Source organism: Flavobacterium sp. NKUCC04_CG (genome assembly GCF_019345525.1).
Classification (GTDB): domain Bacteria; phylum Bacteroidota; class Bacteroidia; order Flavobacteriales; family Flavobacteriaceae; genus Flavobacterium.
This window is the reverse complement of record NZ_JAHKRA010000003.1, coordinates 194,461-208,563: the sequence shown is the minus strand read 5'-3', so window position 1 is coordinate 208,563 and position 14,103 is coordinate 194,461. Positions and strand designations below refer to the sequence as shown.

The window sequence follows — 14,103 nt, the reverse complement described above, 5'->3', positions numbered from 1 at the left end:
GGTTTCCTTTTTATAGTTGGTAAATAATATTTTTTAAGGATGTTGTAACAAAAGGCTTTGGTTGTCGTCTAATTTGACGTAAACCTAAAAACAAATTATATACCATGAGAAAATCTTTAACAGCTTTGAGTGCCGCTTTAATCATCGGTGGGGCAGCCTCGGCTCAAAAAGTAGCCTTTGAAGAGTATACGTTAGACAACGGGCTTCATGTGGTGCTTCATCAAGACAAATCGGCTCCTGTAGTGGTTACATCGGTGATGTATCATGTAGGCGCTAAAGACGAGAATCCTGAACGTACTGGATTTGCACACTTTTTTGAACATTTGCTTTTTGAAGGAACTAAAAATATTCAACGCGGAGAATGGTTTAAAATTGTTACCGCAAATGGCGGTCAAAACAATGCAAATACTTCAGATGATAGAACGTATTATTACGAGGTTTTTCCATCAAATAATTTAGAATTGGCCTTGTGGATGGAATCGGAAAGATTGATGCATCCGGTTATCAATCAAATTGGGGTAAGTACCCAAAATGAAGTGGTAAAAGAAGAAAAGAGATTGCGAGTAGACAACCAACCTTATGGTAACTTGTTTACAGAAGTAAAGAAAAACCTATTTGTAAAACATCCATACCGTTGGGCGCCTATAGGTTCTATGGAACATTTAGATGCTGCGACTTTAGATGAGTTTTTGGATTTTAATAAAAAATTCTATATTCCTAATAATGCTGTGTTGGTTGTAGCGGGAGATTTTGAAAAAGATCAAGCCAAAGCATGGGTTAAAAAGTATTTTGGTGAAATCGCAAAAGGAAAGGATATCAAAAGAGAACTTATACTTGAAGATCCTATCGTAAAAGAAATCAAAGCAGAATATCAAGATCCTAATATACAGTTGCCAATGGTGGTAACCGCCTATAGAACACCGTCTATGAAAACTAGAGATGCACGTGTTTTAGAAATGATTGCTGCTGTCTTATCAGGAGGTAAGAGTTCGAGATTATATAAGAAAATGGTTGACGACAAAAAGATGGCTTTAGAAGTGGCTTCTTTTAGTTATAGTCAAGAAGATTATGGAATCTATTTTGTTTACGGTATTCCAATGCAAGGTTTTGAATTGAATGATTTGGTTAAGGAAATTGACGTTGAAATTGCTAAAATTCAAACAGAACTGATTTCAGAAAGAGATTTTCAAAAATTGCAAAATACTTTTGAAAACCAATATGTTGAAAGCAATTCCGATTTAGAAGGATTAGCAGAGAATTTGGCTTCGAATTATTTGTTATACGGCGATATCAATTTAATCAATACGCAAATCGAGATTTACCGTTCGATAACTAGAGAAGAAATCAGAGATGTGGCTAAGAAATACCTGAACCCAAATCAACGATTGGTGTTAGATTATATTCCAGAGAAAGACTCAGTTAAAAAATAAGCAATAGAACTTGAAAATGAAAAAAATATTTATATTAACAACAAGCTTGTTTTTGGCAATTACTACTATGCAAGCACAAGATAGATCACAGCCTAAGCCAGGACCAGCTCCTACTGTAAATGTGGAGAAACCGAAGTCGTTTACTTTAAAAAACGGATTAAAAGTATTGATTGTTGAAAATCATAAACTTCCGAAAGTGACGTATAGTTTAACCTTAGATGCGCCTTTGCATTTGGATGGGAATAAAGCTGGAGTAACCAGTTTGACTTCTGCAATAATGGGGTCTGGTACCGACAAAATGTCTAAGGATCAGTTTAATGAAGAGGTTGACTTTTTAGGAGCAGATTTTAGATTTTGGGACAAAGGGGCTTATGCTAGCGGTTTGTCCAAATATGCTGAAACGATTTTGAGTTTGATGGCCGATGGGGCATTGCATTCCAAATTCACTAAAGAAGAATTTGAAAAAGAAAAAGCCAAGGCTATTGAAGGAATTAAATCTTCTGAGAAAAGTGTTACAGCTGTTGCTGCAAGAGTAGAAAATGCTTTGGTGTATGGTAAAAATCATCCAGCAGGAGAGTTTGTAACAGAGGAAACTTTAAACAATGTAAACTTCGAAGACGTACAAAAACACTATGCCGATTTCTTTGTTCCTGAAAATGCCTATTTAGTTATTGTAGGAGATGTAGATTATAAGAAAACGGAAAAGTTGGTAAACAAATTGTTTGGCAACTGGAAAAAGGTGTCGGCTCCAAAAGGAATGTTTACAAAACCACAAAACCTAGCTCAAGCGACAATTAATTTTGTAGATATGAGCAATGCGGTTCAGTCTGAAATTGCTTTGGTAAATATAGTGGATTTAAAAATCACCGATAAAGATTTCTTCGCAGCCATTTTGGCTAATCAAGTTTTAGGTGGTGGTGGTGAAGGAAGGTTGTTTTTAAATCTTCGCGAGGCACACGGATGGACTTATGGGGCGTATTCTTCTATTGGTAACGCTAGAAAATACCCGTCAAAATTTAGAGCGACTTCTTCCGTGAGAAATGTAGTAACCGATAGTGCGGTAACCGAGTTTTTTAATGAAGTAGAAAAAATTAGAAAAGAATTGGTTTCTGCTGAGGATTTGAAAAATGCTAAGGCGAAATATATAGGTAACTTTGTAATGGAAATTCAAAAACCAGAGACCATTGCTCGTTATGCTTTAAATACAGAATTGGATAAATTACCAGCTGATTTTTATGAGAACTACATTAAAAACATCAATGCTGTAACGGTAGAAGATGTTCGTAAAGCTGCTGATAAATATTTCTTGGCAGATCAGTTAAGAGTGGTAATTGTAGGTAAGGCAGCAGATGTTTTACCCGGCTTGGAAAAACTGGGAATGCCGATTGCTTATTTCGATAAGTTTGGTAATCCAACAGCAAAACCGGAAGTAAACAAACCACTTCCTGCAGGCGTAACTTTAAATACTGTAGTAGATTCGTATATCAAAGCTATAGGAGGAGAAAAAGCGGTTAAAGCGGTTCATTCAGTTGCTATGAAGTCAACTGCAACAGTTCAAGGTATGACCTTGGAGAGTTTGACTAAGGTAACGGATAAAGGCCAAATGTTATCGGAACAATCGATGATGGGAAGTGTGATATCTAAACAAGTAGTTACACCAAAAATGGCGTATGCTATGCAACAAGGGCAGAAACACGACTTAACCGGTGAAGAATTGGAAGAAGCGCGTAGAAACGCACAGCCCTTTGCGGAATTGTCTTTAAAAAACAAAACAGGAGTTAACTTGACGGGAATCGAAATGATCGACGGTAAAGAAGCTTATGCTGTAAAAGAAGGTAAGGAAACCAATTTTTATGATGTATCCACTGGATTGAAAGTAGCTACTTTTACTACGGTTGATCAAGGAGGACAAACCGGAGTTCAAGAAGTATATTATTCCGATTATCAAGTGGTAAAAGGTGTGAAATTTCCTTTTACTATAAAAATGAACGTAGGTATTGAAATTGAAATGAAGGTTTCAGAAATAAAAATAAATGAAGGAGTTAGCGATGCCGATTTTAAATAAGAGGTATTTATAAGTCAAAATAAAATACATTTTTTCAAGAGGCTGTCCACAAGGACAGCCTCTTGTTGTTTTTAAGAATTTCCTCTCTCCCCTTAGAGTGGTGCCCAGCCTTGTGGTGTATTTTCTTTTTAAGCGATTTTTCTATTATAACAGCACTTAAAAACAGGCTGTCTCGAGTTATGAGACAGCCTGTTTTTTGTTAATTAACAACATGAATAATGACTTATTTATTTTTGCAGGTGTCTAATTATATAGAGTGGTAGGTTGTATTTGGGATAAAAATAGAGGTTTTTTAAATCGCAATAGTGGCGCAATAAGGTAGGGGTATCGGGATACTACTTAAGATGGGAAGGCGGCCGTTTCGATAGGAGGTATAGAAATTATTAAAGGAAGGTGATATGAAAATATTTTTACAATTTTTAGTGTGTGTAATGCTGTTTGCGGGCTGTAAGATTTTTGACGACAATTTACCTGAGCCGACCCAAAAGGGGAATGGGACGATGGGTTTTTACCTTAATGGGGAAAGGTTTCGTCCGAGCAATTTACGGTCGGAAGGAGATGGATTGGGTTATAGTAGGAGTTTTGGATTAGATATTATGGTATGGCAATATAAAAAATCTTTTGCTTCGGACGTTTCTGTTGCACTCAACATAGGAGAATATCCAATCGAAGCAGGGCGAACTTATCGTTTGGGGGCGTTTTCGGATTCGTTTGGGGCTTATGGGAGCTTGTCGTATTATGTAGATACAAATAAGCCAGGGGTTCAAAAGGAAAAAGTTTATTACACTTCTCTCGAACACTTTGGTGAATTGACGATTACCAAACACGATCCCGAATTGCGGATCATTTCGGGTTTGTTTTGGTTTAATGTGTGGACGGACGAAAAAGCCTTGGTTAAAATCCGAGGTGGCCGTTTTGATATGAAGTATATAAAAAAGTAAATTGAAATTAATGAGACATGAAAATATTTTTACAATTTTTAGTGTGTGTAGTGCTATTTACGGGCTGTAAATTTTTTGACGACAATTTACCTGAGCCCACCCAAGAGGGTAACGAAACTTTTGGCTGTTATGTCAACGGAGAAAAGTTTCGCCCGAATTATTATTATCGTGGAAATGGTTTAAGCTATTCGAGTTCTTTGAGGTTTAGTTTGTTGGTAAAGGAATATAAAAACACTTTTAATTCTGATGTGTATCTTAGAATTATGGTGATTGGATTTCCAATCGAAGCAGGGCGAACCTATCGTTTGGAGGCGTTTTCCGATTCGTTGGGGGCTTATGGGAGCTTGTCGTATTATGTGGCGACTAATCAGTCAGGAGGTCGAAATTACAAACAATACGCTACTTCTCTCGAACACTTTGGTGAATTGACGATTACCAAACACGATCCCGAATTGCGGATTATTTCAGGTGTGTTTTGGTTTAATGTGTGGACGGACGAAAAAGCCTTGGTTAAAATCCGAGGTGGCCGTTTTGATATGAAGTATATAAAAAAGTAAATTGAAATTAATAATCATGAAAATCAGATTATATGAAATTATAAAAAAGGGACTGCTGTTGATAATAATGATGGTCAGTGCGAATATGGGGGCTCAAAACCAAGAGGAAGAAGAGATGGAATTTGGGAGTTTTAAAGAAGTCAAAGCGCATATGGAGTTGGTTTTTTCAGGATTGGAAAAACAGCGAGTGCCTTATGGGATATTATTGGATAAATCGTTGGGGTTTGAAGACATCACGCGATTTGATGGTGTTTTTAAGGAACCGCATTTACGCGATACCGTTGATGGCGATCGGGTTATATAAATTAAAGCGGCTAATGCTTGTGGAACTACGGTGGTGAATGCCAGTGTCTATCCCTTGATGTCGCCTATGCCTAATTACGATGGGATGTATCCGTATTATCGAATTCAACCTCAGGGAGAGCCAGATGTATATGAGGTGTTTGAGTTACATAAAACAGGCGATGGACGGATAGACTATTATGCTTTATCTCCAAGGGCGAAGGTTCGTTTTATGGTACATACGTTAGCTGGGCAAAAAGTATTGGAAACCACGGGACAAGGCGTTGATATAAGTGGGTTAAATCGCGGTATTTATGTGATTGGCGCCCTGGTTGATGAGTCTGAACGCATTACCTTGAAAGTGGTTAAGAATTGATTTTTAATACAATTGAATTGAAAAAGCAAGGTGTTTTTTGTTGCTTTTGATTACTTTTGTAAAAGAGAACAATTTGGATATTAAATAGATAAACGATGAATATGACAAAATGTATGGCTGGGTTTGCTTTGGTTATTTTGCTTTTTTCCGCTTGTAAAGAAGGAGGAAAGTCAGAACAACTAACGGTGCAACAAGAAGAAAAAACAGCAGTTAGTGGAACAGGGGCGATGGAGCTAGCGAGTTTTGAAGTAGAGGGAATGACCTGTGCTTTGGGATGTGCCAAGCTTATCGAATCGAAATTAGCAGCTTTAGACGGTGTTAAAACGGCCAAGGTTGATTTTGAAACCAAAAAAGCGGTTGTGGAATTTGATGATGCCAAACAAAATTCAGAAACGATTACTAAAACAGTTGAAAAAATCGCAAACGGTATATATAAAGTGGCCCATTTGGAGACAAAAAAAGCCAGTTAAAAATAATTTTTTTGTTATTAAATAGTTGATTAGTTCATTTGAAAAAAAAGGATTTAAAGCGCGCTTTAAATCCTTTTTTTATGGATTTCCCCAAAAACTTCTCTTCGAATCAACAAAGCTTGGTTTGGAGGTGTCTAAAGGCATACCTGCCTATTTGTTCTTCCAGTGTATCGACTCCATAAGGCGATACATGTCTTTTTTAATGTATTCTGCAGCGGGTAATATCGAGTCGTAATTGGGTTTGGCATAAAAATATAATGAGGCTACCATAAAATTCTTTACGCTGTCTGTGGCGTAGAATTGTGCATTAGTAGCGGCATCTCCAGATACGGAGTAAAACATTCCATACACCTTGTCTTGGTCGTTTACAAAGGGTTGGGAGGTGATTTCGTCTGCTTTAATAAAATGTTCGTAAGTGAGTTTTTGAGCATCTTTAAGCAAGGCCGTTAAATTGTTGTCAATCGGTTTATAATTGATAAAAACCGTAGCTTTCATAGCGGGGTAGTGAATTTCAAAACCGCAAGATGGCTTTTGTTCAAGGCTTGCCCAATTGTTTTTTTCAAAGGAAAACGAACAGTCGTTTTGAACTGTTTCGTATTGCGCTTTTGGGTATTCCAGGCTCAATAAGGCATCCGGTTTGGGAATCAAAACATCTTTACACGATACGAAACTACAAGTGATAAGGAAGGTGATAAGGCAAAGGTAGTTGATGCGATATGTCATTGGAATCGTTTGATTTTTAAGGGTGTTTGCTCGTTGAGGTTATTTCGGGGTAAATATACAAGTTAGCTTGTAAAAATACACTTTAATCACAAAAAAATAAATCGAGTAATACAAAAATCAAAAAGAGCTGATTGACTTTTATCCATTTTGTGTAGGATTGCCGATCAGCTCTTAAAGTATTTTACTGCGCTTAAAAAGGCAAATCGTCTTCGTTGGTTTCTCTCGGGATTTCAAAATTGTTAATAGCAATTTGTTTTTCCGAAAGCGGATTTGGTTTCCCTTTGGAATCGGTATCTTTTTTGGTGTTTAAAAAAATAAACTCCATAACCTGAATTTCCGTAGTGTGTTTGGCTGTTCCATCCTCAGCTTGCCATTGACGGCTTCGGATTCGACCTTCTATATAAATCTTATCGCCTTTGGAAAGGTATTTTTCACAGAGTTCTGCGGCCTTGTTCCGGACCACGAGATTGTGCCATTCGGTGGAGGTTATTTTTTCGTTGGTGGTTTTATTGATATACACCTCATTGGTGGCTAAGGCAAAACGACCAATGCAATTTCCATTTTCGAAATAGTGCATTTTTACGTCATCTCCAAGATGACCTATAAGGGTTACTTTGTTCAGTGTTCCATTCATAATTGATAGAAAGATAAATTCAAAAGTTATGTCGTTTAAAAAAGCCTTATTCGTAATGCTGAACTATAAAGTTATGAATAACTATTGGAAAAGCAAACATTTTAAGCTGTGAAAAGGGGAGTCCGTGACTTAATGTATTGTTGACTTCTATTTCCCAGAAATTAATATGCAATTTGCGATGTGATAATTTATGGATTATAGGTTGCGAGTTTATTTTAGTAATTCGCTGAAGTTCAAATCCGGTATGCCGTTGGTAAATGAGTTGTTCTATTTTTGATTCTTCAACGGTTTCTACGGTTTCAATTAGCGGAAATTCGTAGAGTTGTTGCCAAATATCTTTAGAGGTGCGTTGTTGGATTTGCGTTTGTTGTGTTGGGTCTTTGTAAATTAGGTAATTCAAAAAACGCGAGCTAACTTTGGTTTTGCTCAATTTGACAGGTAAAATCGATACTTGATTGGTTTGATAGGCCAAGCAATCTTCGTTATAGATACATAAATTGCAGGCCGGATTTTTAGGCGTACAAACCGTTGCTCCAAAGTCCATAATAGCTTGATTGAAAAGTCCGGCTTGTTTTGGCGGCAATAAAGAGCCTGCAAGGGCGGTAAATTCTTTTTTGGTAGTAGCGGTTGATATATCGGATTTGATGCCGAAATAGCGCGCCAGTACACGAAAAACATTACCGTCAACCACGGGTAGCTGTTCCTTAAATGCAAAAGAGGCAATAGCCGCTGCGGTATATTGTCCGATTCCCTTTAATAAAAGGAGCTCTTTATAAGTGGAGGGGAAGTTTCCTTGGAAATCTTCAGCAATTTTTTTGGCTGTGGCGTGTAAATTTCGAGCTCTAGAGTAATAGCCGAGTCCTTGCCAAAGCCTTAGTACCTCGTCTTCAGGGGCTTTAGCTAAATCAAAGACGGTTGGATATTGATTTAAAAAAGCCTCATAATACGGTAATCCTTGTGCCACTCGGGTTTGTTGAAGAATTATTTCTGACAGCCAAATTGCGTAAGGATCCTGCGTTTCGCGCCAGGGTAAATCCCGTTTGTTTTGTAAGTACCAAGCAATTAGTTTGTTAGAAAAAAGCATCTTAAAATATGTGAACTGCAAACTTAAAACTTTATATGATTAAATTTTAATTGATTAACGTTGAATTATTGGATTATTAATTAATATATTTGCACACTCTAAAAAAAACAGACGACAATAAAATAAATTATAACTAAAATGACGAAAGCAGACATTGTAGCTAAAATTTCGGAGAAATTAGGGCTTGAAAAAGGAGACGTGCAGGCGACGGTTGAAACTTTTATGGAAGAAGTTAAACACGCTTTGGAATCCGGTGATAACGTATACCTAAGAGGTTTCGGAAGTTTTATCATCAAGACAAGAGCTGAGAAAACGGGAAGAAACATTTCAAAAAACACTACAATTAAGATTCCAGCACACAACATCCCGGCATTTAAACCCGCTAAGGTATTTGTAGAAGGCGTTAAAGCAAACACAGAAGTAAAAATTAAATAAGTATTAATCTCTAAACTACACACATTATGCCAAGTGGTAAAAAAAGAAAAAGACATAAGGTAGCGACTCACAAACGTAAAAAAAGAGCGAGAGCTAACCGTCACAAAAAGAAAAAGTAGTTTTAAACTACTTTTTCTTTTTTTTAAAAAAAGAAAATTTATTAGATTTTTTTCGTAGATTTATATTTTAATAATTAAAATCAATGAAGAATTATAAGTTTTTTATAAACTTGTAAAAAGATTGTTTAATCCATCTGTACCTAATTGTTAGGCGTTAGCTTGTCAAAACAAACAACAAAGCAAGTATGGATAAAAATGTACCGTGTGAATAAAGAATTAATCATTAGATCCAATTCTGAAGCCGTAGATTTTGCCTTATTAAAAGATGGAAAACTAATTGAATTACACAGAGATAAAGAAGAAGACAATGGTTTTCAAGTGGGAGATATTTTTATTGCAAAAATACGAAAACCAGTAGCCGGACTCAATGCCGCATTTGTTAATGTTGGTTTTGAGAAAGATGCTTTTCTTCATTATCATGACTTAGGTCCAAACCTACCGACCCTGTTGAAATTCACGAAACTTGTAAGCGCAGGTAAATTAAAAGATTACTCCCTTAAAAGCATTCCTTTTGAAAAGGAAATTGATAAAGATGGTACCATCACCGATGTGTTAAGTGCCAATCAATCGCTTTTGGTTCAGGTTGTTAAAGAACCTATTTCTACCAAAGGACCAAGAATTAGCTCTGAGCTTTCTTTGGCAGGTAGATATGTTGTTCTAGTACCCTTTTCCGATCGTATTTCAATTTCGCAAAAGATTGAATCCAAAGAAGAAAAAGAGCGTTTAAAACGCTTGGTTCAATCGATCAAACAGAAAGGCTTTGGTGTTATTGTACGCACCGTTGCAGAAGGCATGAAAGTGGCCGAGTTGGATAAAGACTTGCAAAACTTAATGGACAAATGGAACAGTATGTGCAAAAGGTTAGTTACTGCTCATCATCCCTCTAAAGTGTTGGGTGAGGTTAATAGAGCATCTTCGATTTTAAGAGATGTCTTTAATGATACCTTCACCGGAATATATATTGACGATGAAGAGTTATACTATCAAACGAAGGACTATTTGCAAGAGATTGCTCCTTCAAAGGTTTCTATTGTGAAGCATTACCAATCGAAAGAGTTACCTCTTTTTGAAAAGTACAACATTGAACGCCAGATTAAAACTTCCTTCGGGAAAACCGTTTCTATGAGTAAAGGAGCCTACCTGATTATAGAACATACAGAGGCGTTGCATGTAATCGATGTGAACAGTGGAAATCGCTCTAATAAAGCTCAGTCTCAGGAAGATACTGCTCTTGAGGTCAATTTAATTGCGGCTGCCGAAATTGCTCGACAACTTAGACTCCGCGATATGGGTGGTATTATTGTAGTTGATTTTATTGATATGGGAAATCCAGAAAATAGAAAAAAACTATATGATTATCTCAAAGAAGAAATGAGTGATGATAAAGCAAAACATAAGATCTTGCCTCCTAGTAAATTTGGATTGATTCAAATCACTAGACAAAGAGTTAGACCAGAAGTAAATATCAAGACAAGAGAAGAAGATCCGAATAATGAAAACGGTGAAATAGAGGCTCCTATCTTAATTGTCGATAAAATCAAGTCTAGCCTAGAAAGAATTGTAAAAGATCACCCTAAGGTGGTCTTGAATACACACCCTTTTGTTGCAGCATATCTGACAAAAGGTTTTCCATCGGTACGTTCAAAATGGTTTTTTGAATATAAAAAATGGATAAAAATTATACCACGTGACGCTTACACGTTTCTAGAATACCATTTCTTTGATGAAAAAGGGAATGAAGTTTCAGAATAAATTTAAACCGCTAACTCTCAGAGTTAGCGGTTTTTTTTGTTAGTTAGGGATATGGGGTGTTGCTGTCTTAAACGTTGACTAAGGCTTTAGAATTGTTTAATTCGGCTAATCGTTACTGCGGTTCCATAATTTTTGTTTGAGCAATACGCTGATTTAAAAATATTTGTGTATTTTGTATAATCAGTGTTTGTCATGAATTTATATGAAAAAGTGGATTTTTTTTATGGTGTGTTGTTGGATTACTTCAAGCTTGGCTCAGCCGTCTTGGAAGCCGATTTTTAATCTTGCTTATATTAATAGTGGAGGTAATTACCTTCAAGTTGGACCTGGAGTTTCCAAAGTATTGGCTAATAATCATCGGATTGATATGTCGATAACTGCCCATATGGGGTATATGAAAGAGCATTTTATCGTTGTTCCCGAAGCTGGTTTTGTGTATGTTTTTAATACTTATAATCAGGGCGGTCCGATGTTTCTAAATTCCAATGATGCGTTGTTTCTATTTAAATTGAGAACGAGTGTATCACCTTGGAGTGTTACGCCAGATGGGGTCATCAGCCTCTTTGGTATCATTGATTTTAGTCTGGGATATACCTATGAGTTTAAAACGTACAAGGATTTTAAGTCATTAGACGGTATACGTCTCGGTATTGGTTTTGCTATTCCGATACCTTAATGATTAGCTTCGATATGTTGTTGTTTTAAAGTGAGTTAACCGTTTTCTCTTGTGTTTTTATTTTTGAATATACTTATGTTTAAGTGTTTTTACAATTTCTGTTCTATCGGATTTTTATTTTGGATCAGCTATTCCCCGAGTTGATTAAGATTTGCTATTTACGTAAATTTCAATCATCTTTTCATTCCCGTTGGTATCGGTAATACTTAATCGATGAGTTCCAGTGGTGGTTTTAATCTCAAACTCGTGAAAATTGGTAGTTGTGCCGAGATAGTTATTGTCCAAATACCAAAATAGCGTTTTGTTGCCTGTTGATGAGGCTGCTTTCGCTATAAAAGGTTGAAGATTCGAATTGAAATCCTTGGTTAAATAGATTGTCATCTGATGTTTTGGATATATAAAATCGAGTTGCGAGGCATTTTGTGCAATACAATCGGCTCTAAAAGGTGGTAAATCGACATAATTTACATGATAGTTTTTATAGTAAAAGGCCTGAATCGGCGGTATTTGAAACCACGATTTTGCATGGATGTTTTCAATGGGTTCACAACTGCTATTGACTCTATAGCGCTCACTGGAATCCAAATGTACGAGAAAGTGATAGGGACAGGTTTTTGTCTTCTTGGCGCGGGCAACAATCCAAGCCTTTTTAGTAGGGCAATTTTCTTGTGCTAAATACCCACTTGTTATACAAATATCGGCTTCTTCTAGGTCGTTATAGGGTGTTTCGAACCAATTTGTTCGTGGCAGTAAATTAAAAACATCAAACAGTATTGGTGCAGCGCTGCTAACGCCTGTTAGAGACGGTCTGCCCTCTCCAGTAGCGTTACCCACCCAAATACCCACTACATAATCTTTGTTAACGCCAATGGCCCAGCCGTCGCGATTGCCGTAACTGGTTCCGGTTTTCCAAGCGATTTGCAAAGACGAATCGTAAAACTTCCAGGCTTCATCACCTTCCGGACGATTTACCTCACGCATGGCTTCAAAGGTTTGCCAAATAGCTCCGGCTCCAAATCCTGGTTTTTGTAGGGCATTGCTTCCTAAATCGGGTATGGTTTCTTGGTTCCAATTCAATGAGGTCATTTCGTTATTACGGTATTTGCCCTTGCTACTAACAAAGTAATTTAAAGTAGATGATAAGCCGGCATAAGCCTGACATAGATCCCATAAATTGCTTTCTGCTCCTCCTAGAATTAGGGATAAACCATAGTGATTGGGGTGTTTGGTAATATGGTGTAGTTTGAGTTTTTGCAGTTGTTCGTAAAAACGATATACACCGTATTCTTGTAACATCAACACCGACGGTATGTTTAGCGAACGCGATAAGGCTCGATTGGCCGGAACGGCTCCCTCGTAGCTCAGGTTGTAGTTTTTAGGGCTATAGCCCGATATCATGGTTGGTACGTCGGGAATTAAGGTTTCGGGTAGTAGCTCGGCTTCGTCGATGACAGCGGCATATAAAAACGGTTTTAAGATGCTTCCGGTGCTTCTTGGTGCTTGTATAATATCGACGTCTTTTTGATGAGCTATCGTAGTTGGTGAATTACCTATATAGGTGATGATGTTTCGTGTTTTAACATCGACAACGAGTATGGACAGATTGTAAATTTCAGACTGACTATACTGATTATAGTAGTTTTGAGCAATCTGATTGGCCCTTTTTTGAATTTCGTAATTTATCGTGGTTGCTATACGTTGTTGTGGTGTTTTTTTTGATACTTCAGTCAATAGATGTGGTGCGACTTGTGGTAAATCATATGGTTTTTGTGGAAGGGGCTCTTCTAAAGCTAATTCATAAGTTTGTATATCAATGACTTTTTCGTTATATAATTTAAGTAGTAGTTGATTTCGTTTATTTAAAAGTATGGCTTGATTTTTACCCGGATAAATCAATTTGGGCGCATTGGGTAATACGGCTAATGTAGCGCTTTCTGCCCAAGAGAGTTGATGCGGTGATACACCAAAATAACGCCAAGAGGCCATATCCAAGCCCACTACATTTCCACCAAATGGCGCTTGAGAAGCATATAAGGTTAATATGCGCTCTTTACTGTATTTAAATTCCAGTCGAGTTGATTGTATGGCTTCGATGATTTTTTCAAAATAATTTCTCTTTTTGCCATTGCGCGCCAAACGCATGGTTTGCTGTGTTAGAGTACTGCCTCCTCTGACTACCTTGCCCGCTTTTGCATTTTGGATGACTGCTTTGACTATGGCTACTGGATTGAGACCCCAATGTTGATAGAAGTATTCGTCTTCAAAATACAACAGACTTTTTTTGAATTTATAAGGAACGCTATCTTGCTCGGGAAAGCGCCATTGGCCGTCGCGAGCGATTTGCGCACCGAGTAAATATCCTTCCGCACTTTCGATTACCGTCGAATACGGCTTGTCGAATAAGGGTTTGGGCAAACAAAAATAATAAGCCACCAATGCAAGCAATAAGAAACTGCATTTGAATTTATGGCGTTTTAAAAAGCGAGTAAGCTGAGCTGTTTTCACAGTGGAAAATTTGAATTAAAAAACACCGGAACTCCTAAGAGTTCCGATGCATTG

14 protein-coding genes are annotated in these 14,103 nt (G+C 37.1%); 10 read left to right on the top strand and 4 right to left on the bottom strand.

Annotated elements, in window-relative coordinates; translation table 11 throughout:
* Window positions 1-104 precede the first annotated feature (104 nt).
* From KO524_RS03765 to KO524_RS03735, 7 genes are all read left to right on the top strand, one after another.
* Window positions 105-1,430: a pitrilysin family protein gene (locus KO524_RS03765; RefSeq protein WP_219290311.1), complete on the top strand. Its 1,326-nt coding sequence runs from the start codon at window positions 105-107 to the stop codon at window positions 1,428-1,430.
* Between the two features lie 16 nt (window positions 1,431-1,446).
* Window positions 1,447-3,495: a pitrilysin family protein gene (locus KO524_RS03760; protein ID WP_219290307.1), complete on the top strand. Its 2,049-nt coding sequence runs from the start codon at window positions 1,447-1,449 to the stop codon at window positions 3,493-3,495.
* A gap of 398 nt (window positions 3,496-3,893) precedes the next feature.
* Window positions 3,894-4,436 (top strand): hypothetical protein, encoded by a 543-nt coding sequence (locus KO524_RS03755; protein ID WP_219290304.1) that lies wholly within the window; start codon window positions 3,894-3,896, stop codon window positions 4,434-4,436.
* Window positions 4,437-4,453: 17 nt separating this feature from the next.
* Entirely contained in the window at window positions 4,454-4,993 is a 540-nt protein-coding gene (locus KO524_RS03750) for a hypothetical protein (RefSeq protein WP_219290301.1), read from the top strand.
* 16 nt (window positions 4,994-5,009) lie between these two features.
* On the top strand, window positions 5,010-5,297 hold the full coding sequence (locus KO524_RS03745) for a hypothetical protein (RefSeq protein ID WP_219290298.1): 288 nt from the start codon (window positions 5,010-5,012) through the stop codon (window positions 5,295-5,297).
* A gap of 30 nt (window positions 5,298-5,327) precedes the next feature.
* The gene (locus KO524_RS03740) at window positions 5,328-5,651 is read left to right on the top strand and encodes a T9SS type A sorting domain-containing protein (protein ID WP_219290295.1); all 324 of its coding nucleotides are present in this window, start codon (window positions 5,328-5,330) and stop codon (window positions 5,649-5,651) included.
* Between the two features lie 95 nt (window positions 5,652-5,746).
* Window positions 5,747-6,121 carry a heavy-metal-associated domain-containing protein gene (locus tag KO524_RS03735; protein WP_255555119.1) on the top strand — a complete coding sequence of 125 codons (375 nt, stop codon included), beginning with the start codon at window positions 5,747-5,749 and terminating at the stop codon, window positions 6,119-6,121.
* Between the two features lie 150 nt (window positions 6,122-6,271).
* Here KO524_RS03735 and gldD read toward each other — a convergent pair whose 3' ends face one another.
* The 3 genes from gldD to mutY all read right to left on the bottom strand — a co-directional run bounded on the left by gldD (window position 6,272) and on the right by mutY (window position 8,562).
* Window positions 6,272-6,844 carry a gliding motility lipoprotein GldD gene (gene gldD / locus KO524_RS03730; RefSeq protein ID WP_219290293.1) on the bottom strand — a complete coding sequence of 191 codons (573 nt, stop codon included), beginning with the start codon at window positions 6,842-6,844 and terminating at the stop codon, window positions 6,272-6,274.
* 190 nt (window positions 6,845-7,034) lie between these two features.
* Entirely contained in the window at window positions 7,035-7,478 is a 444-nt protein-coding gene (locus KO524_RS03725; protein ID WP_219290290.1) for a single-stranded DNA-binding protein, read from the bottom strand.
* A gap of 46 nt (window positions 7,479-7,524) precedes the next feature.
* Entirely contained in the window at window positions 7,525-8,562 is a 1,038-nt protein-coding gene (mutY, locus tag KO524_RS03720; protein ID WP_219290287.1) for an A/G-specific adenine glycosylase, read from the bottom strand.
* A 138-nt stretch (window positions 8,563-8,700) separates the two neighbouring features.
* Here mutY and KO524_RS03715 point away from each other — a divergent pair, with 138 nt between their 5' ends.
* The 3 genes from KO524_RS03715 to KO524_RS03705 all read left to right on the top strand — a co-directional run bounded on the left by KO524_RS03715 (window position 8,701) and on the right by KO524_RS03705 (window position 11,544).
* Window positions 8,701-8,997, top strand: coding sequence for an HU family DNA-binding protein (locus KO524_RS03715; RefSeq protein ID WP_219290284.1), 297 nt, complete (start codon window positions 8,701-8,703; stop codon window positions 8,995-8,997).
* Window positions 8,998-9,320: 323 nt separating this feature from the next.
* Window positions 9,321-10,868: a ribonuclease E/G gene (locus tag KO524_RS03710; protein ID WP_219290281.1), complete on the top strand. Its 1,548-nt coding sequence runs from the start codon at window positions 9,321-9,323 to the stop codon at window positions 10,866-10,868.
* 202 nt (window positions 10,869-11,070) lie between these two features.
* Window positions 11,071-11,544 (top strand): hypothetical protein, encoded by a 474-nt coding sequence (locus KO524_RS03705; protein WP_219290277.1) that lies wholly within the window; start codon window positions 11,071-11,073, stop codon window positions 11,542-11,544.
* A 144-nt stretch (window positions 11,545-11,688) separates the two neighbouring features.
* Here KO524_RS03705 and pbpC read toward each other — a convergent pair whose 3' ends face one another.
* Window positions 11,689-14,049 carry a penicillin-binding protein 1C gene (gene pbpC / locus KO524_RS03700; RefSeq protein WP_219290274.1) on the bottom strand — a complete coding sequence of 787 codons (2,361 nt, stop codon included), beginning with the start codon at window positions 14,047-14,049 and terminating at the stop codon, window positions 11,689-11,691.
* Window positions 14,050-14,103: the final 54 nt, after the last annotated feature.

What these genes read in the sequence shown, in the direction of transcription:
- KO524_RS03765 (WP_219290311.1), top strand. Translation starts at nt 105, where the DNA reads ATGAGAAAATCTTTAACAGCTTTGAGTGCCGCTTTAATCATCGGTGGG.
- mutY (WP_219290287.1), bottom strand. Translation starts at nt 8,562, where the DNA reads ATGCTTTTTTCTAACAAACTAATTGCTTGGTACTTACAAAACAAACGG.
- KO524_RS03715 (WP_219290284.1), top strand. Translation starts at nt 8,701, where the DNA reads ATGACGAAAGCAGACATTGTAGCTAAAATTTCGGAGAAATTAGGGCTT.
- KO524_RS03750 (WP_219290301.1), top strand. Translation starts at nt 4,454, where the DNA reads ATGAAAATATTTTTACAATTTTTAGTGTGTGTAGTGCTATTTACGGGC.
- KO524_RS03705 (WP_219290277.1), top strand. Translation starts at nt 11,071, where the DNA reads ATGAAAAAGTGGATTTTTTTTATGGTGTGTTGTTGGATTACTTCAAGC.
- KO524_RS03755 (WP_219290304.1), top strand. Translation starts at nt 3,894, where the DNA reads ATGAAAATATTTTTACAATTTTTAGTGTGTGTAATGCTGTTTGCGGGC.
- KO524_RS03745 (WP_219290298.1), top strand. Translation starts at nt 5,010, where the DNA reads ATGAAAATCAGATTATATGAAATTATAAAAAAGGGACTGCTGTTGATA.
- KO524_RS03735 (WP_255555119.1), top strand. Translation starts at nt 5,747, where the DNA reads ATGAATATGACAAAATGTATGGCTGGGTTTGCTTTGGTTATTTTGCTT.
- gldD (WP_219290293.1), bottom strand. Translation starts at nt 6,844, where the DNA reads ATGACATATCGCATCAACTACCTTTGCCTTATCACCTTCCTTATCACT.
- KO524_RS03725 (WP_219290290.1), bottom strand. Translation starts at nt 7,478, where the DNA reads ATGAATGGAACACTGAACAAAGTAACCCTTATAGGTCATCTTGGAGAT.
- KO524_RS03760 (WP_219290307.1), top strand. Translation starts at nt 1,447, where the DNA reads ATGAAAAAAATATTTATATTAACAACAAGCTTGTTTTTGGCAATTACT.